17 protein-coding genes and 2 riboswitches are annotated in these 18299 nt (G+C 42.5%); of the genes, 2 read left to right on the top strand and 15 right to left on the bottom strand.

The window, feature by feature from the left end:
- Nucleotides 1-257 precede the first annotated feature (257 nt).
- From JOC95_RS20265 to JOC95_RS20230, 8 genes are all read right to left on the bottom strand, one after another.
- Complete coding sequence (locus JOC95_RS20265; RefSeq protein ID WP_204419824.1) at nt 258-1280, bottom strand: YkvI family membrane protein; 1023 nt, start codon at nt 1278-1280, stop codon at nt 258-260.
- Between the two features lie 119 nt (nt 1281-1399).
- Nucleotides 1400-2605 carry a homoserine dehydrogenase gene (locus JOC95_RS20260; RefSeq protein ID WP_204419821.1) on the bottom strand — a complete coding sequence of 402 codons (1206 nt, stop codon included), beginning with the start codon at nt 2603-2605 and terminating at the stop codon, nt 1400-1402.
- The gene (gene metX / locus JOC95_RS20255) at nt 2598-3695 is read right to left on the bottom strand and encodes a homoserine O-acetyltransferase MetX (RefSeq protein WP_239583045.1); all 1098 of its coding nucleotides are present in this window, start codon (nt 3693-3695) and stop codon (nt 2598-2600) included. The genes JOC95_RS20260 and metX overlap by 8 nt, the downstream gene beginning before the upstream one ends.
- A gap of 21 nt (nt 3696-3716) precedes the next feature.
- The gene (locus JOC95_RS20250) at nt 3717-5036 is read right to left on the bottom strand and encodes an O-acetylhomoserine aminocarboxypropyltransferase/cysteine synthase family protein (protein WP_204419819.1); all 1320 of its coding nucleotides are present in this window, start codon (nt 5034-5036) and stop codon (nt 3717-3719) included.
- 61 nt (nt 5037-5097) lie between these two features.
- Nucleotides 5098-5214, bottom strand: a riboswitch (SAM riboswitch).
- A gap of 159 nt (nt 5215-5373) precedes the next feature.
- Nucleotides 5374-5476: riboswitch (SAM riboswitch) on the bottom strand.
- Between the two features lie 113 nt (nt 5477-5589).
- A complete protein-coding gene (locus JOC95_RS20245; protein ID WP_239583044.1) occupies nt 5590-6480 on the bottom strand; it encodes a polysaccharide deacetylase family protein in 891 nt (296 codons plus the stop codon).
- A gap of 121 nt (nt 6481-6601) precedes the next feature.
- Nucleotides 6602-8092, bottom strand: coding sequence for a UDP-N-acetylmuramoyl-L-alanyl-D-glutamate--2,6-diaminopimelate ligase (locus JOC95_RS20240; protein WP_204419815.1), 1491 nt, complete (start codon nt 8090-8092; stop codon nt 6602-6604).
- 256 nt (nt 8093-8348) lie between these two features.
- The gene (locus JOC95_RS20235; protein WP_204419813.1) at nt 8349-10043 is read right to left on the bottom strand and encodes a M3 family oligoendopeptidase; all 1695 of its coding nucleotides are present in this window, start codon (nt 10041-10043) and stop codon (nt 8349-8351) included.
- Nucleotides 10044-10202: 159 nt separating this feature from the next.
- Nucleotides 10203-10655, bottom strand: coding sequence for a MarR family winged helix-turn-helix transcriptional regulator (locus JOC95_RS20230; RefSeq protein ID WP_204419811.1), 453 nt, complete (start codon nt 10653-10655; stop codon nt 10203-10205).
- Nucleotides 10656-10864: 209 nt separating this feature from the next.
- Between JOC95_RS20230 and JOC95_RS20225 the strand changes: the two genes are divergently transcribed.
- Entirely contained in the window at nt 10865-11596 is a 732-nt protein-coding gene (locus JOC95_RS20225; RefSeq protein WP_204419809.1) for a ZIP family metal transporter, read from the top strand.
- A 22-nt stretch (nt 11597-11618) separates the two neighbouring features.
- On the opposite strand, the gene JOC95_RS20220 is transcribed toward JOC95_RS20225, so the two are convergent.
- Nucleotides 11619-11798: an aspartyl-phosphate phosphatase Spo0E family protein gene (locus JOC95_RS20220; protein WP_224838743.1), complete on the bottom strand. Its 180-nt coding sequence runs from the start codon at nt 11796-11798 to the stop codon at nt 11619-11621.
- 274 nt (nt 11799-12072) lie between these two features.
- Here JOC95_RS20220 and JOC95_RS20215 point away from each other — a divergent pair, with 274 nt between their 5' ends.
- Complete coding sequence (locus JOC95_RS20215; protein ID WP_204419807.1) at nt 12073-12852, top strand: divergent polysaccharide deacetylase family protein; 780 nt, start codon at nt 12073-12075, stop codon at nt 12850-12852.
- A 50-nt stretch (nt 12853-12902) separates the two neighbouring features.
- Here the strand turns inward: JOC95_RS20215 and cbpA are convergent, their stop codons facing one another.
- The 6 genes from cbpA to mtnW form a co-directional block, all read right to left on the bottom strand.
- Entirely contained in the window at nt 12903-13541 is a 639-nt protein-coding gene (gene cbpA / locus JOC95_RS20210; RefSeq protein WP_204419805.1) for a cyclic di-AMP binding protein CbpA, read from the bottom strand.
- A gap of 123 nt (nt 13542-13664) precedes the next feature.
- Nucleotides 13665-15005, bottom strand: a complete 1341-nt coding sequence (locus JOC95_RS20205; RefSeq protein WP_204419802.1) for a CoA-disulfide reductase — start codon at nt 15003-15005, stop codon at nt 13665-13667.
- A 121-nt stretch (nt 15006-15126) separates the two neighbouring features.
- Nucleotides 15127-15666 (bottom strand): 1,2-dihydroxy-3-keto-5-methylthiopentene dioxygenase, encoded by a 540-nt coding sequence (locus JOC95_RS20200; protein ID WP_204419793.1) that lies wholly within the window; start codon nt 15664-15666, stop codon nt 15127-15129.
- Between the two features lie 26 nt (nt 15667-15692).
- Nucleotides 15693-16334, bottom strand: coding sequence for a methylthioribulose 1-phosphate dehydratase (locus JOC95_RS20195; protein ID WP_204419783.1), 642 nt, complete (start codon nt 16332-16334; stop codon nt 15693-15695).
- Entirely contained in the window at nt 16331-16996 is a 666-nt protein-coding gene (locus tag JOC95_RS20190; RefSeq protein ID WP_204419780.1) for a 2-hydroxy-3-keto-5-methylthiopentenyl-1-phosphate phosphatase, read from the bottom strand. Before JOC95_RS20190 ends, JOC95_RS20195 begins: the two co-directional genes overlap by 4 nt.
- Complete coding sequence (gene mtnW / locus JOC95_RS20185) at nt 16993-18237, bottom strand: 2,3-diketo-5-methylthiopentyl-1-phosphate enolase (protein ID WP_204419770.1); 1245 nt, start codon at nt 18235-18237, stop codon at nt 16993-16995. The genes JOC95_RS20190 and mtnW overlap by 4 nt, the downstream gene beginning before the upstream one ends.
- Between the last annotated feature and the right edge of the window lie 62 nt (nt 18238-18299).

Below are 18299 nucleotides of genomic sequence, written 5' to 3'. Positions count from 1 at the left end.
TGTACGGCTTGATGTTTTACTTCTCGTGTAAATTTAGTCAACTGAAGTACACCTCCTATTGTTAGATGTGTGTCCAACAAAAGGGGTGCACTTCTAAGCCGAGGAGGCTCCCATCCGTCCCCGCGGAAAGCAAGTGTCCGAAGCGGAAATCAACGGGCATCATTTAATGCTTACATTTTATCTAAATAGCAACAATGAATAGGAAATAGAGAAAATTTAAGAAAGGCAGGAAACCATGAACGGTTTTCTGCCTTTTTTCATTTCCTTACAATCAATAGTACTAAAAAAGCGATGCTTATATAGCCGAATAGCGGATAGAGGTGTTCTATTAGACTGCCATAGCCAATCTGGCTGATTGTATAGATGATTGATACCAATACAACCGTAATGATGAACCGGGGAATATTCAACATGCTTTCCAACTGTCTCTGCAATCCGAAAATATCACTGACAACGGAAGTGAATATTTCACCGTAGATGACAAATACATACATTCCGAAAAAAGAAAGCATACCTAGCTTCACAACCTCTGCCATAGGTATTTCGAAATCTTGGAAATTCGGCAGTGAGGCAATGGAGATATGACAGGTTAGCAAGATGAAGCAAAGAACAAGGCCCCCTATAAAGCCGCCACGCCTAATGACCCATTCGTCATCGACCTCTGTTGCAAGAGGCACAAGGACAGGCTGAGCCATCGCCAGATTGAAGGCGACATAGGTAACAGGGGATATCCACCCCTTCCATGAAGGCTGCTGGGATGCCAAGGTCAGGAAATCAAGGCCATTCTCCATTATCGCGTTTCCTGCAATGAAAAAACTGAATCCGATCATTATTGGAACCACCACAATATTGACGCCAACCAAGCCTTTGACACCCACTAAAACAACACACACAGCCAAACCGACTGTCAGCAATAGTCCGACTTGATAATTCCACCCAAGTTGTTCCTCAAATACAGCTCCTGCACCGGATAGCATCACAGCTCCAACGCAAGTCAAAATGATGAGCATGAAGAGATTGACCACTGTACCTGCGGACACCCCGAACAGATGCTCATTAAACTCTTTATATGAATTCGCTTTTATCCTTTTGGAAACGAGCATCATTTTCGTTCCAAGCCATATGAATAAAAATCCACTGATTAAGATGGAAAAGAAACCTATCCAACCATATTGGGTGAAAAATTGGACAATCTCTTTGCCAGTTGCAAAACCGGCACCAACAATCGTCCCGACATACACCGCACCGATCTGAAAGGCACCAAGCCAACTTCTACTCAACCGCGCCCCCACCCCTAAACTGTTTTTTTGCGTCCTCCAAAATGAAAATGAAAAAACTGCTTGTCACATTATATGAGACAGGCAGTCAGGAAAGAAGCGCTTTTTTTGAGAAGCTATTATTAAACTTGGATGGGCAGTTTCTTTCTTTCATATTTCCCTCTTAATGGGTATATGGTTACATCTGAACTATGTGATAATCCTAAAGGTATATACTCAGCTTCTATTACCCATGCTGTATCATCCAGCTTTTCGATAATCTTAATATCACTTCCAAGCTTTTCTGATTCAAGATACCCGCCAAAAATCACCCATTGCGATAAAGCATCCTGATCAGTAACTGAATCTTTTGCAGCAGGAGGTGCTTTATGTTCATTCTCCAATTGAATGATATCCTCCAGGATTGCACTCGCTGTAGGAAACATGCCAGCCCCTGGCCCCTGCAGCTGCAGAGTCCCCAATAGATCGGTTGCAAGGGAAACACTGTTTTGGACCCCTTCGACCTGATAGAAAGGATGGGAGTCTGGTACAAGGACGGGCTCCACCTTACATTGGATTTCATTATTTGATTTGGAGAGGGTCACCACATGTTTGAATCTCAGATCCGCTTCCTCTGCAATCTTCATATGATTGGGCTGAATGTGTGTGATGCCCTTCCTTTTGACACTTTTAATATTAGGCTTGCCTCCATAAATAAGCTGACTCAATACCATCCCTTTATATAGTGCATCATATCCTTCAATATCATTGGTAGGATCGGATTCTGCATAGCCATTTTCCTTTGCAACCTGAAGCGCCTCGGCAAAGGTGCTGCCCAATTTCCTCATATTCGTCAAAATGAAGTTTGTGGTTCCGTTTAGGATAGCCTCTATGCCAAGAAAATGGTTGACAGATAAAAGTTGGCGGATCGTCTGGATGATGGGGATGCCCCCAGCCACTGTCGCTTCATAGCCCAGCCCTACTCCTTTTTCCAAAGCCAATGCCTGCAGTTCTGTTCCATGAAAAGCAAACATTTCCTTATTTGCCGTTACAACATGACAACCTTTATCGATTGCTTTTTTCAGATAAGAAAATCCAGGTTCCCTTCCTACGATTGCATCAATGACAATATGAAGTTCGGGAAGAGACAGGATATCCTCATAGTTTGTGGTAAGCAGGACATGTTCATCCGGTGCGATGTGTTTATCAATATTTCGGACAAGAATGGCGACAACCTTCACCTCTTTTCCCAATAACCTCTGCAAACGGTCCTGATGTGATTCTATCGTGCGGTATACACCCTTGCCAACTGTTCCATATCCCAAAAGAGCCACATTTATTTTAGACATGAGTCACTTCCCTTCTCTCTTTTTTTTCAAGCAATCGCTTCACTTCGAATCCCCATTTATCAAACTCAACCAAGAACCCATCATGTCCGAACTCTGTTTCGACCTCTACATAACTTGCAGATTTTCCATGGGCTTTCAGTTCCTCCACTGTTTCCCTGATCATACTGGTGGGATAGAGCAAATCCTTTGAAAAACCGATCATGCAGACACTACTTTTTATTTGGCTAAGCGCTTGCCTCCACCCGCCTCGATCCCAGCCAATATCAAACTGGTCCATTGCCTCAAGGAGAGAAAGATAGCAGTTGGCATCAAAACGTCGAGTGAATTTCTCGCCCTGGTATTTCATATAGGAATCCACCTGATATTCCGTGACAGAATCCTCGGTATGTTTCCTCTCCCTGTTAAAACGGTGATTGAATAAACCCGCTGATCGATAGGTTACAAGACCGACCATCCTTGCAATTTCAAGACCATTAAGCATTTCATTTTCTCGATAATTTCCATTGTTCCAAAGTGGATCTGTCATAATGGCTCTTCTTCCAATACAGTTAAAAGCAAGAGCATAGTCAGTAAAATAAGGGGTTACAGCCATTGGGATAAGTATATCCGCATAATCCGGATATAAGATTCCCCATTCTAGCACCTGCATCCCTCCAAGAGAGCCTCCGATGACTGCCTTCGCTTTTTCATACCCAAGCATCCTTAGTGCCAAATACTGAGCATGCACCATATCTCTTACGGTCACTGACGGAAAATCCCTTCCATATCTTTCACCAGTGTCAGGATTCAAGGAAGTTGGGCCAGTAGAGCCATTGCACCCGCCGAGGACATTCATGGTGATGACTTGATAGTCATTTGTATCAATGTAAGATTCGGGGCCAATGAAGGAATGCCACCACCCTTTTTCCGTCTCCGTTCCTTTAGCAAATTGGTTTCCTGTCAGGGCATGACAGACGATGATCAATTCTCCATTCTTATTTCCAACCTGTTCATAGGCTATTTCCACCTTATCCAACACTTCTCCGTTCACAAGCTCCAATCGATCGATCCGTACACTACCTGTAATTGCTTTGAACTCACAATCTGTCAATGTCCTTTCACCCTTTTCATCTCAGACTCGTTCCACTTTCAATGCGGATTTCCCGGTTGCTGTGAAAAGTGCCTGGTCTAAATCCTTTTTCAAATCTTCGATGGATTCAATTCCTACAGATAGACGGATCAGGTCCTCTGTTACACCGGTCTTTTTCAGGTCTTCTCCTGTTAGCTGCTGATGAGTGGTCGACGCTGGATGGATGATCAAGGATTTTGCGTCACCTACATTTGCTACGTGAGACCAGAGCTTGATTGAATCAATGGCTTTTCTGCCAGCTACTCTTCCCCCCTTTATCCCAAAATTGAGAATGGATCCATACCCGTTTCTCAAATACTTTTTCGCGCATGTGTGTGCCGGATGTCCTGGAAGGCTCGGATGGGACACCCACTCTACAGCTGGATGATCTTGCAGGAATCTGGCAAGCTCTGTCGCGTTTTCATTATGCTTTTCCACCCTTAGGTGAAGCGTCTCCAAACCTTGTAGAAGGAGAAAAGCATTTTGGGGACTTAAGCATGCGCCAAAATCACGCAAAAGCTGTACCCGCAGTTTAACGGCATATGCAAGATTACCGAAGGCTTCTGCGTAGCGTATGCCATTATAGCTTTCATCCGGTTCAGTAAAGTCTTGGAATTTAGGGTTATCCCAGTCGAATGTACCGCCATCCACCACAATTCCTCCGATTGTCGTACCATGGCCGCCAATCCATTTGGTTGCCGAATGTACCACAATATCAGCTCCCCATTTTATCGGGTTGCAAAGATATGGAGAGGCAAAAGTATTATCGATAATGAGTGGCAATTCATGGTCATGTGCAACCTTGGCAACACCTTCAACATCTAAAACATGCAAGCTTGGATTACCAATGATTTCGCCGAAAACAGCTTTGGTTTTTGGTGTTATCGCCTTTCTGAAGTTCTCGGGATCCGTTCCATCCACAAAGTTCACTTTTATTCCGTACTTAGGCAATGTTACGGCAAAAAGATTATAGGTTCCGCCATACAAATTGCCTGCTGCGACTATTTCATCACCTGCGTGCGCTATGTTCAAAATGGCAAAGGCTATGGCAGCCATGCCTGAGCTGGTTGCAACTGCAGCCACTCCCCCTTCCAACAGGGCAATTCTTTTTTCCAGCACATCGACTGTCGGATTCCCGATTCTCGTATAGATGTTACCGAATTCATTCAGCGCAAAAAGATTCTGGGCATGCTCTGTATCATTGAACACATAGGATGTTGTTTGATAGATGGGAACCGCCCTGGAACCGGTTGTCGGATCAGGAGTTTGCCCCCCGTGTAACAAAAGCGTTTCTAATTGATAAGCATCATTTGTATTTGTCATTGTCTTACCTCCGTTTTTATAAAAAAATAAAACCCCTTCATAAGAAGAGGTTTTTTTCCTCCTCTTATCTGTCAGGCATGGTCCGCCTGCAGGAATTAGCACCTTTTCAGAAAAAGAAACTTTTCTGATGGTTGCCGGACTTCATAGGGCCTGATCCCTCGGTCACTCTAGATAAGAGATATTCAGTTTTTTTTCAACACGTTAATTCATTAAATGCATGATTGATTTACTATCTACCATATTGAGTAAATAAAAATAATATGACTTAAATTTTTTTCCCCCTTTTGGGAAGATAAAAGCCTCTCCGATAAGAAGAGGCTTCCAAATTAAGGTCCTCTTCTTATCTCCCAGAAAAATTCTGCAGAAATTAGCACCTTTTCAACATCATTGAAGGTTGCCGGGCTTCACAGGGTCTGTCCCTCCACCACTCTTAATAAGAAGTTTAACTATATTATTTTTGTAAGTTTGATACTTTTTGCAATTATAACAACAGCACCAAGTTGAAGTCAACAAACTTTTCTAAATATACCGAATATATTTTTTATAGAGATCATTATTCCAGTTCATAATCATTTAAATGGACAAAGCTGAACCCCTGCTCCAAGAGGGATAGAACTGCCATCTTCACACCATCTGCAGTATCGCTTTCCGGGTGATTCATGTGAAGGATCACAATCGATCCCGAATCTGCCTGTAGCATGGAATCCTTTACCTGGTCAGCGGTAAAAGTGGCCCCTGCATCACCGAGAATATCAAAGTTCACGACTTCCAAACCGAGGTCCTGTGCTATCTTGACTGATACTTCATCGTAATACGCAGTCCCGGAGCGAAAATGCTTAGGAAGCTTTCCTGTTTGCTCCAATATCAATTTCTGATTCCCGATAATTTCGTCCACGATTTCCTCTACTGAACCGGTACTTTCTATGCCCCAGGCGGAACGTGGGACGGTGGATAAAGGACGGTGTTCTGTTCCGTGATTATCGATTGTAAATAACGGATTGTTTGCAAGCTCCAAAAAAGTGGTGGGCTGCGCCTTTATCCATCTGGCATTGACAAAAAGATTCGCTTTGATTTGATTTTCAACAAGAAACCCTATCAGCTCATCATCATATCCGCTGCCGGTTTCTCCCCCGCAAGCATCCAAAGTCAATGCAATGACTTTTTCCTCGGTTTTCATCCTTGTTTTTACGCCTGCAACAAATTCGTGGAATTGAGTGGACTCCCCATAATCACTGCTGTTCAGTACATTGATTCTCCTTTTTTCCAGTTCCTCCAATGCCCCTTCTTTTTGTTGATCTTCCTCGGTCGGTTCTGGCAAGTCCTCCACTATTGTTTCTATTTTTTGAATAGGTTTCTCCTCATTCAGTTTCTCATCCTCTCTTACAGGTTCCTTTGTTGTGCTCACTTCCACACCACAGGCAACCAACAATAAGAAACAGATCAAGAAAACTCCCCCAATGGTTCCCTTCATTTCAACATCCCTTTTCATAAAAAATAACAAAAAAATGACTGAAGCGTTAATCATGGAAAATCCATGCACTTCAGTCAGTGGGTATGTGTATATTCTATGTTGTCGGAATACTTTCTGTAAGTGGATATGTTCTGATTGCTCTTAATGCTACTTCCCCGTCGTTAAAAGGAACGGATTCCGTACCGATCAATTGGTAATTTTCATGCCCTTTTCCGGCTATCAATATAACATCTTCTTCTTTAGCAAGTTCGATGGCCCTGAAAATCGCCTGTTCACGGTCACCGATACATTCAAATCTGTCATGCACTGCACCGGCTGCCATTCCGTTGATGATTTCATCATATGGCTCGTCCAATGGATTATCGGTGGTGAAGATGACGTAATCTGATTTCTCCGTTGCAATCCTTCCCATCTTAGGGCGTTTATCTTTATCCCTGTTGCCACCTGTCCCTATAATGGAAATGATGTTCCCTCTCGAGAACATCTTGATGCTGTCGAGTACTTTCCCGATTGCGTCCTCTGTATGTGCATAATCGATAATGACGTTTCTTTGATCTCCAGTATGCAGGGTTTCCATGCGCCCGCTAGGTGGGGTCACTTCACTCAAATGCTGTAGTATCTTTTCAAATGGCATTCCTTTGTCCCATAGTACACAGATTACGGAAAGTATATTGTATACGTTGAATTCTCCTACAAACGGAACTTCCATTCTGAACTCGCCAAAATCCGTATGGAGGGTAAAAGCAGTTTTGTTTTCAAAAAATTCAAGGTCCGATGCTCTGAAATCGGCATCATTTTTAATACCGTAAGTAATGATCCTTGCGCTTGTCATGCTGATGTAGTCTTTTGTTGCTTCATCATCAATATTGAGAATGGCCGCCTTGTCTTTTCTGAGATCTTGTCCCAGCTGAGAAAAAAGCAGGCCTTTTGCATATTTATAATTTTCCATTGTCCCATGGAAATCCAAATGATCCTGTGTCAGGTTCGTAAAGACACCATTTTGAAATTCCACCCCTGCAAGTCGTCCAAGCAAAAGCCCGTGGGAGGATACTTCCATAACAACATCCGTCACTCCGGCATCTACCATATCCTTCAGCATACGCTGCATGGTGAGGACATCACTGGTTGTGTTTTTACTTTCAAATTTCTCGCCATCAATGTCAATTTCTATCGTACCGCTCAGACCGGTTTTATAGCCTTCATTTCTCATCACTTTATTGATGACGCTTGTCACAGTCGTTTTACCGTTCGTCCCTGTAACTCCGACAATTCTAAGTTTGGTGGAAGGATAGTCAAAGAAAGCATTCGCTAGCTGGGCCAATGCCCTTTCCGTATCTCTCACTTTCACATAGCAGACGTCCTCATGCAGCATTTCAGGCAAGTCCTCCACTACGATCACCTTAGCCCCTTTTTCAATGGCTGAAGGAATATATCGATGGCCATCAACGGTGTATCCTTTTATGCATACAAAGACGGAATCCACTGTAACCTGCCTGGAATCCGAAAAAATATTAGAAATGGAAATCGGGAATTCCCCATAGATTTTTTGTGTTTGCACTTTTGAAAACAAAGAATTTGTATTCATAGGGTCACTTCCTTTTCTGATACTAAATGTTTTATCTAAACGAACTTAACTGCGTTTTATTGTATAGTATCTTCAAATAGTTGGATATGTATTTAACCGAATATTGACAAACATAAAATTTCATCAATATTAAAGTCATTTATACACTATATAACTATCATTCTACAAAAGTAAAGGGAAAAGGGAAAGCAGAATATTGTCAAAAGCGGCCTCATTCTGTAGAAAAAAGCTGCCGAGAAATCGACAGCTTACATCATCACAATACTTTATCGTCTACCTTTTTCAAGTAATTCTTAATTTCGCCTACCACTGATTCGACGCAATCATCTTCAAATGGGGAACGAAGTTGAGCAAACTTGACCAGTTCCGTGAAGGATTTGCTTCCTCCCAGTTTACAGAGCTCCAAGTAGGATTTCCATGCTTGTTCAGGATTCTCCTGGGAAAGCTTCCAATATTGAAGCGCACAGATTTGTGCCAACGTATAGTCAATATAATAGAAAGGAGTACGATAAATATGGCCTTGGCGTTGCCAGAAACCGCCTGACTCCAAGTATTCATTACCGTCATAGTCACGGCCAGGCATATATTTATGTTCTATTTCTCTCCATGCTTTGTTTCTTTCTGCTGGTGTTGCGTCTGGATTTTCATAAACGAAATGCTGGAACTCATCCACCGCGACTCCGTATGGCAGGAAGGAAATGGCACCACTCAAATGGGAGAACTTATACTTTTCCGTATCTTCCTTGAAGAAAAGGTCCATCCACGGCCATGTAAAGAACTCCATGCTCATAGAATGGATTTCACATGCCTCATAGGTAGGCCAGTTATATTCAGGAACATCGAAGTCCCGGCTCATGTATACTTGAAAAGCATGACCCGCTTCATGTGTCAGTACATCAATATCGCCGCTAGTACCGTTAAAATTCGAGAAGATATAAGGTGTTTTATAGGTCGGGATGTAAGTGCAATATCCTCCTGCTTCCTTGCCTTTTTTTGCCACAAGGTCCATCAGGTTCTTGTCGATCATGAATTGGAAGAACTCTTTTGTTTCTTCTGAAAGCTCCTCGTACATCTTGCTTCCATTCTCAATGATCCATTCAGGAGTACCTTTTGGAGTCGCATTGCCGGTTTTGAATTTGAATCCTTCATCATAATATTTCAAATCCTCGACACCGATTCGCGTTTGCTGTCTTTGCATTAGCTTTTCAGTTAACGGGACAATATATTCCTTCACCTGATCACGGAACTTGGCAACCATTTCTGCATCATAATCCGTTCGTGTCATCCTCGCATATCCAAGCTCCACAAAGTTTTTGTAACCAAGCTTTTGAGCAATCTTCGTACGGAGCTTGACCAGAGAATCAAAAATTTCATCAAATTCCGCTTTATTCTCATTAAAGAAGCCGAATTTTGCCTCACTGGCCTTTTTGCGCACTTCTCTGTCAGTGGACTCCGTAAACGGGTCCAACTGTGCAAGCGTCAACTCTTCGCCATTGAAATGGATCTTCGCAGATGCGATCAGCTTGGAGTACTTGGTTGTAAGCTTATTCTCCTGCTGAAGATCCTCTATGATGGAATCATTAAAGGTCTTTAATTCACATTCTGCCAATGAAAAAAGCTGGGTGCCCCATTTTTTTTCAAGCTCGCTGCGGAATGGCGATTTTACAAGTGCTTTATAATATTTTGTATCCAAAGCCTTTGTCAGTGGTTCCACTTCATCCAGGAAATCCTGTTCTTCTTTATAGAATTCATCTGTCGTATCAATGGAATGCCGTATGTACACAAGATTAAAATCCGTGCTTAACTCATTTCTGATATCATTGATCTCCTTGATGGCTTCCTCCTGCTCCTGAACGGAAGTCGCACCCTCAAACCTTTCCAGTGCAGCATTATACCTGCCCTCGACCTCATCCATATTTGGCCTTGTATACGTAAACTCTTCAAATCTCATAATGGACTACCCCTTTTCAAACAATATTCACCTTTAAATATTCTACATAAATCGGCATAATCCTGCCGGGGTCTGGCCCTTTAATATAGTCCTTTAATATTGTCCTTTAATATAGCCCTTTAACATGACCCTTTAATAAAACAAAAAAACTGACCCGCGTCAGTTTTTTTCTGTTTGGGCGGCAAAGTGCCCGAGTTTTTTTATGAGGTCGATTGCTTGTTCTTTTTCCTCTGTTTGAAGTCCTGCAAGCAGGTTGTGTATTTGTTGTTCATGTTGCGGGAATATGTCTTGAAGGAGATTTTTCCCAGCGTCGGTAATCTGAGCGTATGTCACGCGGCGATCTTTCGCACAAGCTTTGCGGGCAAGCAAGCCTTTTCCCTCTAGTTTATCCACTACATAAGTGATGCTTCCGCTTGCCAAAAGGATTTTCCCACCTATCTGCTGCAAAGGCTGATCACCCTTATGATACAGAAGCTCCAACACTGCAAATTCAGTTGGATTCAAGTCAAATCGTTGTATGGACTGATTGGCTTTATCCGTAATTGCCCGATATGCCCTGGAAAGGACAATGAACAATTTTAATGATACATCTAAATCGTTTCTATTTGTCATGATCTTCATTCCTTTTTCAAATATCTTGAATTAAGACCAATGTTATAGTAAACTTCCCCATTCGTCAATCCAACCTGTAAAATATACTTTCGTCTTAAAAATCCCAGTTTATCATCCAGTGATTGGATGTCATTACATTTTAATGAAGAAACTATGCTAAAATGGATTTATCGAAAACAAAATGAATTTGTCTTGAAAGGAACATTGTGATGAATGAAGCATTAACCGGCAGCGTCCTTGCTGCCATGTCTACAGGTATCGGAGCATTGCCGATTCTCTTTCTCAAAAATTCCATTTCACACAGATGGAAGGACATACTTTTAGCTTTCACTGCCGGCATCATGATGGCAGCAGCCACCTTAAGCCTTATACCTGAGGCACTGAATTACGGAGGAATTCTCCCCTTATCGATCGGGCTATTATTGGGTGTCTTTACCTTGACCCTACTTGAAAAATCAATTCCACATATAGATCTCGAGCATAATAGAAAGGGTATCGAGTTTGACCAGAAAGCGATGCTTATCGTAGCAGCCATCACGCTCCACAATATACCGGAGGGGTTATCTGTTGGGGTAAGTTATGCATCGGATGCAAATGACACGGGAAATCTAATAGCTTTTGCAATTGGCTTACAAAATGCTCCTGAGGGTTTTCTTGTTGCACTTTTCCTGATGAATCAAAAAATCAATCGATTTAAAGCATTCCTTGTAGCTACATTAACCGGAGCAGTGGAAATTCCGATGGCCTTGTTGGGCTTTTACCTTACTAGCATCGTCTCCACCTTGGTGCCTTATGGCCTTGCGTTTGCGGCAGGTGCGATGCTCTATATCATCTATAAAGAACTCATTCCTGAGAGCCATGGTGATGGATACGAAACCACCTCCACCTACTCTTTCATCTTTGGCCTATTATTCATGATCTGGCTGATTCAAATCTTTTGACCATTCTTTTTGGAATGGTTTTTTATATGGACTCCTTTTGATAGATCATTTTTTGATACTCATAAATTAGCTTGTCTAAATCCTGGCTGCATTTAATTGTCTGATCACTGATATAGCCCGTTTTATTGGCCAACACAATCATAGAGTCCCTTTTCTCCTTGATGAGAATCAGTAGGTTCTCTACATACCCTTCATACGACAATGTAATTCGCTCCTTTTATCTCTCTGCTCTCCTTTTCGAATTATTACAAAAATTTCTATTAATGTAAATAGAATCGCAATATTAGACAATCTTTTTACAAAGTTTTTTCATCACCCCGCATGAATACACAGGTTTTGTACAAAATGTAGGTAATGATGCATGATATTCGCAAGGATATTAAGAAAAAAGCAAGAATTTTGTCGAATCGCAGAGCGCAGCCAGACTCTGATTCCTTTACAAACCTTATACAGCACCTAAGAAAAGAGTGGTAACATTGAAAAATCTCATCGCTATTTTATCCATTTTCCTAATTTTTTTTGGCAGTATCGTCATCCATGCAGAGGGGGCAGACGAACATGACAATAGGGTAGCCATTGTCATTGATGACTTTGGAAATGATATGAAGGGGACTGAAGAAATCCTGCACCTTCCGGTTAAGTTGACGATTGCAGTGATGCCGTTTCTTTCTACAACAAAAAAGGATGCGGAGCTTGCTCACGAATTGGGACATGAAGTCATTTTACACCTTCCAATGGAACCTCTCAAAGGGAAGAGAAGCTGGCTTGGTCCCGGGGCCATCACAACGGACCTTTCCAATGAAGAAATATCCAAACGTGTCAATGCAGCCATCGACGAGGTTCCCCATGCAGTTGGCATCAATAACCACATGGGGTCGAAAGCCACTGCAGATGAGCGTGTGATGCGCATTATCCTTGGAATATGCAAAGAAAGGCACCTCTACTATCTTGACAGTAAAACATCAAGGAAAAGTGTCGTCTCAAAAATTGCCACAGAACTTTCTGTTCCCTATCTGGAAAATGAATTATTTTTTGATGAGGTCTACACAACCAACCACATCGTAAAGCAGACGAACCAGTTGATCAGAAAAACCGAAGTCGATGATAGCATCATTGCCATCGGACATGTAGGGATTGCCGGAGAAAAGACAGCGAGTGTTCTGAAACAATATATTCCCGCACTCAAGAAAAAAGCGGAACCTGTCACTTTATCGACTATCCTCATTGAAAAAGAATTGATTACAACCCCATATTAAAAAACGAGCAACCTTTCCACATGGGAAAGATGCTCGTTTTTTTGTCTGGGTTATTTCATTACATCAATCTGATCGACATGGGTAACCCGGAACTCTTTTTCTTCAAGCTTTTTCACAATTCTTTTAAGCTTATCTTCCGGCAGTTCCGCAGGCAGATTCACGATGATCCGCCTTAAGTATTTCTCTCCGTTATCGAGTGTCAACATGCCATCGATATTGATGTCCTTCAGCATGGATACAAGATCTTTGATTGCACCTTTATGTTCTATCGTTGCGATGGTCAGGGTATATCCGCCTGTTTTCATCCCAAATGAATCGGCAAGTACATCCATGACGTTGGCATGCGTCAGAATTCCGAGAAATTCATGATCCTCATTAAGGACTGCTATAAATGGCAATCGCTTGATTGTGAAGAACGCCTGGAAAAAAGAGTCCTCCTCAAAAATGAATGCATCTTTATTTTGAATGAGGGACTCAACGGAATCATTTTCAGATCCTTTTCCCTCAAATAGATATTCCAGCAAATGCACTTTATAGACAAGCCCTACAAAGCTTCTCCCATTATCCTTCAGGATGGGGATGCAACGGTAACCTGTCTCTTTAATTTTTTCATATGCACTTTTCACCGAATAATTCGGTTCACAATACTGTACTTCTTGCTTTGGTACAAAATTATAACGTACTTTCATGCACTCACTCCTCCAAAACACTTCTGATTATGTAGATAAAACTACTTTTACATTAGCATATTCCGTTCTGAAGGTAAAGAAAATTCATAATATTAACACATTTATTTCCCGGTATTAACCCTCTTACTTCGCCGCATTTGCAGCGACCTGGACCGCATCCCATACAGTTGCATATGGAGGAGCGTAACTTAGGTCCAGCATTCCGATTTGTTCTGTCGTCAAACCGCATGTAATGGCCGTAGCATAAATATCTATCCGCTTTGCCGCACTCTCATCCTGTCCGAGAATTTGTGCGCCAAGTAATTTCTTTGTCTTTTCTTCATAGACAAGTTTGATGTGAAAAGGCAACGCATTAGGATAATAGGATGCATGGCTATTTGTTTCAACTTTTACCGTTTTGAAATTCAGCCCCTTCTGTTTGGCGGATTTTTCCGTCAGACCAGTCATGGCAGCTGTCCATTCCATCACTTTCACTACGTTTGTGCCAAGTATTCCTTGAAAGGAACTAGAAATGCCAGCCAAATTATCCGCTGCCACTCTACCATGTTTATTGGCTGTCGTCCCCAAGGCGATATTTACAGGTTTTTGCAATAGAAGATGGTTGCTTGTGGCACAGTCCCCTGCAGCGTAGATGGAGGGAATGCTTGTTTGCTGTTGTTTGTCGACAATGATGGCACCATTGTCCAACATCTCGAGCCCAATATCTTGAACAAACTCCGTGTTAGGTTTGTTCCCGATGTTCACGATGACTGCATCCGCCTCATACTCTCCTTTATCCGTGATTACGCTGGTTACCCGGCCATTTTCAATATGAAGCTTTTGGACCTCTTCTCCAGTCAGTATATTCACTCTTTCCTTTAGGGAATTCTCCAAGATCTCAGCCATATCCTGATCATAGTTTGGAAGAATGTGTGGCTGCAGTTCGATGACCGTCACTTCTTTCTGTAACTCCTTCATCGTCTCGACCAGTTCCATTCCGATATACCCACCGCCGATTATCGCTATCCTCTTCACATTTTCCCTTTCCTGAAAATATTCTTTCATTTTCATTCCATCGCTTAGGGTTTTTAATGTAAAGACATTCTCTGCCTCCTTTGGTACAAAAGGAGGCACGATTGGTTTTGAACCGGTAGCTATCAGCAGTTTATCATAGTTGATTTCCTCCGTCCCCCCGGTTCTGAGATTTTGGACAAGCACCATTTTCTGCTCATGATTCACTTTCTTTACTTCATGCTGGGTATTCACCTTGATATCCCGCTTCTCGAAATCCTCGACAGTACGTGCCAACAGATCCTTGTGCGACTTTGTTACCCCAGATATGTAATATGGCAGTCCGCAAGCTCCATATGAAATATGTTCATCTTTTTCAAAAACGGTAATTTTCACATCTTCCCTTAATCGTCTAAGCTTGGAAGCTGCACTCATGCCTCCCGCTATCCCACCGATTATCACTATATGCTCCATAAAATACCCTCCTAAATGCAACAGTTCACCACTTCCCATTATATTCCCTCTTATTGGGGTGATTACTCATAAAAAAGAGGCAAAAGAGTGAATATCTTGCCACTCTTTTGCCTCTGATTATTTAGTTATTCACCTGTTCTGTCTGAGACTCGTAAATCGGGATCCATCCTTCGGTTGTGACGAAAATCCGTACTGCTACGACTTTTCTGTCCTCCATGAGGGTAAAATAATGACGGACATTCGGCGGCACGGATATCAGGTCACCAGGCTCCAGTTCCACATCGAAAAAGTTACCGTCCCTGCCTTGAATGACAAAGATTCCATGCCCGCTTACAATATAGCGGACCTCATCATCTGTATGATGGTGCTCTTTATTGAAATTCTGCAGCAGCTGTTCCAGATTTGGAGTCGTATCGGATAAGGAGATGACATCCTGTGCCCTGTAACCGCGTCGTGCAGAAATGTCGGCTATCTCACTTTGATATACAGCTAGTATCTCCTCTTTATTTTCATCTGTCAGTGCAAAATTCTCCTGAAGATGATCAGGCAGCTTGGAAGTATCCCATTTTTCATAGATTACTTCATTTTCTGTCAAAAAGGACTCCACTTCTTCCTGCACACTGATTCTTTCGTTTGTTTGATGAACTCTGATTTCAGCCATTCTCTTTTCCTCCTCAAGGTTTATTTTTATTGGACCTGCAAGCTTACTATATTACTGTTTTTCACGCTTAGTAGTTTTAGATGATAGGAAAACAGGAATTCCCAAGCTTCCAATTGTTTTTTCGCTTCAAACGCATTTTTTCCCCAGACAGTGATTCCGTGATTTTGGATCAGCACAGCACCGCTGTCTCCATATACATGCTTTGCAAACTCCCTTGCAAGCTTTGGAATGTCAGCATGATTTCTCATGATCGGAATACTGACAGAGGCATCCTCTTCCCAAACTCCCAAGGCTTTAATGATTTCCTGCCCTGTAAAAACTATTTCCTTCTGATCGGCATAAAGTTCCGAAATGACATTATTATCGACCGTATGAACATGAAGGGAGCAACCTGCATTTGTCTTTCCATACACTTCCACATGCAAGAGTGTCTCCGCGGAAGGCTTCAGGTGTGTCCTTTCCACCGCTTCCCCAGCATCATTGACAAGCAGGAAATCTTCTTGAGTCCGTTTCCGCTTGTCTTTACCACTCGCTGAAACAAAAAAAGTCAATGGGTCATCCGTTACTTTGATCGAAAGATTTCCACTTGTGCCAAAAAACCAATCTCGGCCAGCCAATTCATCCTTCACATCTGCAAGCTCATTCCATCTCAAGATTTGGATACTCATGATGGCACCTCCTGGTTTTTCAAAATCCTTATCACATCGAAGAAGTCTTCGAATGCTTCATAGGTTATGGATTCCTGTTCACATTTTTCAACCAGGAAATCCCTTGCGATTACCTTATCTGCCATTTTCGCTGCCTGCAGATCTGTAATGGAATCACCTATCACAATCTTATACGTCTCTTTGTCTGCAAGTTTACGAATAACAGATGGTTTGCAGCACCCGCATTCGTTTTGGCACTCTTCATCACAGGAGTGAGGCCAGTTGATCTTGATGCTTTCTTCGGAAAAATCAGATTCATTACAGTAAATCCGGGCATCGGGCACTATTCCTCTGAGCATGGGTTTCACAAAAAAGTCTATTCCCCCGGACACAATATAGAGAGGGATTTGCTGATTATCGGTGTATTCCACGAATTCTCGAAACCCTTTTCTGATCACGGCATTTTCTAAAATGTAAGTACTGATTTCTTCCTTTTGGCTAGAAGGAAGCAAGGAAAACATTTTCCCCACTCCTTCCCTGATGGAAATCTCCTGTGAAAGAACTCTATCCTTCAGTTCATTCCACTCAGACGGGGCATATTTCTTCATGATGGCGATAATGTTGTCACTGTCAGTTACTGTCCCGTCAAAATCACAAAATATCATGGGCCGTCCTGAACTCATTTTGCATCCTCCAAACTGCCCCATTGTTCAATTGCAAGTTTCAGTTCGGGGTTCCATTCAGCTTGTTCGCTCAATGATTTCCCAAGCCTCACTCCATCCACTGCCTGTCTAAAAGCCTTACCGCCGCCTATGGCACCTGATGCGTGTCCATGAATCCCACCACCTGCATTAATCACAGAATCCAAACCGAAATCCTGGTAGAGCTGAGGAACAAGGCCTGGATGGATTCCAGCTGATGGAACCGGCAGGGAGGCTTTCATTCCTTCTTCCACCCTGGTCAAGCTATCTCTGATTCCCAGTGCTTCCTTCTTTGGCAAGGCAACACTGCCATAGGGGGAAGGAAAGAGGGAAAAATCTGCTCCTGCATAACGGACTAGTTTTCCAAGAAGCAAATCGTTTGAGATACCATAAAACTCAGAAGGAGTAGTGGCTCCACTTACAGCAGGGTGTGCCATGATCGGTATCTTGATGCTTTCATCCTCAGCAAGACTTTGCAGAATATCCAACCCGTAAGCGAAAACATTGAACAGTAGGATGTCCGCCCCAAGATCCACCGCCCGCTTCGCCTTTTCCCTCAGTTCAAACGTCCGGCCTGTCAGATTGACAGCATATCGGGCACGGTGACCAGTATTCTCGTAAACTTCCTCCAAAACCCTCTTTCCTACTGCAATCCTCTTTTCAAATGGAGTTAGCGGATTTTCAAATAGTATTTCATCATCCTTGATAAAATCGACTCCCCCGAGCGCCTGCTCCCTTAGCTGATTTTCAAGGAATGCGAGGTCCCTTCCGATGACTCCTTTAAAAATGCTCATGACATATGGGCGATTTGTTACCCCCGTCAGTTCCCTTATACCTTCCACACCGAATTTTGGTCCAGGGAACAAGCTTTTCAATTCACTGCTAAACTCCAAATCTATCAGCTTGATTTCACCGTCAAGGGAGAGTTTCCCGAACACAGTTGTCAAAATTGCAGGCAGGTCATTGCTGAAGTTCAAGCTTGGGTAAGCTATCTGGATGATTCCTCTCGTAATGGAGCTACCGAAATAGCTGTTCACCTTCTCGGATTGTTCAAGTTCCTGGACATGAACCACCCTGCCCTTATGTTTTTTCAACTGCTCCTGATCCAACAGTGGTAAATCGGTCCATGATCCCACTGTCAAACCAAGGGCGATACCCTCCGCTTTTTTTTCCAAGTTGCCTTTTTTATCATGCACCAGGTATGTTGCGATAATTTCACTCATTCCTTGTCATCCTCTCAAACATGTGAAATGGTATATCAATACAAAAAACCCCTTCTACAAGA

The organism is Sutcliffiella tianshenii (assembly GCF_016908565.1).
Taxonomy (GTDB): domain Bacteria; phylum Bacillota; class Bacilli; order Bacillales; family Bacillaceae_I; genus Sutcliffiella_A; species Sutcliffiella_A tianshenii.
Note: the sequence above shows the minus strand (reverse complement) of the source record. Positions and strands in the feature narration are given on the sequence as shown.

Excerpts from the sequence above, each read along its gene's own strand:
- JOC95_RS20240 (WP_204419815.1), bottom strand. The coding sequence starts at position 8,092 with ATGAATACAAATTCTTTGTTTTCAAAAGTGCAAACACAAAAAATCTAT.
- JOC95_RS20230 (WP_204419811.1), bottom strand. The coding sequence starts at position 10,655 with ATGACAAATAGAAACGATTTAGATGTATCATTAAAATTGTTCATTGTC.
- JOC95_RS20195 (WP_204419783.1), bottom strand. The coding sequence starts at position 16,334 with ATGAGTATCCAAATCTTGAGATGGAATGAGCTTGCAGATGTGAAGGAT.
- mtnW (WP_204419770.1), bottom strand. The coding sequence starts at position 18,237 with ATGAGTGAAATTATCGCAACATACCTGGTGCATGATAAAAAAGGCAAC.
- JOC95_RS20205 (WP_204419802.1), bottom strand. The coding sequence starts at position 15,005 with ATGGAGCATATAGTGATAATCGGTGGGATAGCGGGAGGCATGAGTGCA.
- JOC95_RS20200 (WP_204419793.1), bottom strand. The coding sequence starts at position 15,666 with ATGGCTGAAATCAGAGTTCATCAAACAAACGAAAGAATCAGTGTGCAG.
- JOC95_RS20260 (WP_204419821.1), bottom strand. The coding sequence starts at position 2,605 with ATGTCTAAAATAAATGTGGCTCTTTTGGGATATGGAACAGTTGGCAAG.
- JOC95_RS20190 (WP_204419780.1), bottom strand. The coding sequence starts at position 16,996 with ATGAGTTCAGGACGGCCCATGATATTTTGTGATTTTGACGGGACAGTA.
- JOC95_RS20225 (WP_204419809.1), top strand. The coding sequence starts at position 10,865 with ATGAATGAAGCATTAACCGGCAGCGTCCTTGCTGCCATGTCTACAGGT.
- cbpA (WP_204419805.1), bottom strand. The coding sequence starts at position 13,541 with ATGAAAGTACGTTATAATTTTGTACCAAAGCAAGAAGTACAGTATTGT.
- JOC95_RS20250 (WP_204419819.1), bottom strand. The coding sequence starts at position 5,036 with ATGACAAATACAAATGATGCTTATCAATTAGAAACGCTTTTGTTACAC.
- JOC95_RS20235 (WP_204419813.1), bottom strand. The coding sequence starts at position 10,043 with ATGAGATTTGAAGAGTTTACGTATACAAGGCCAAATATGGATGAGGTC.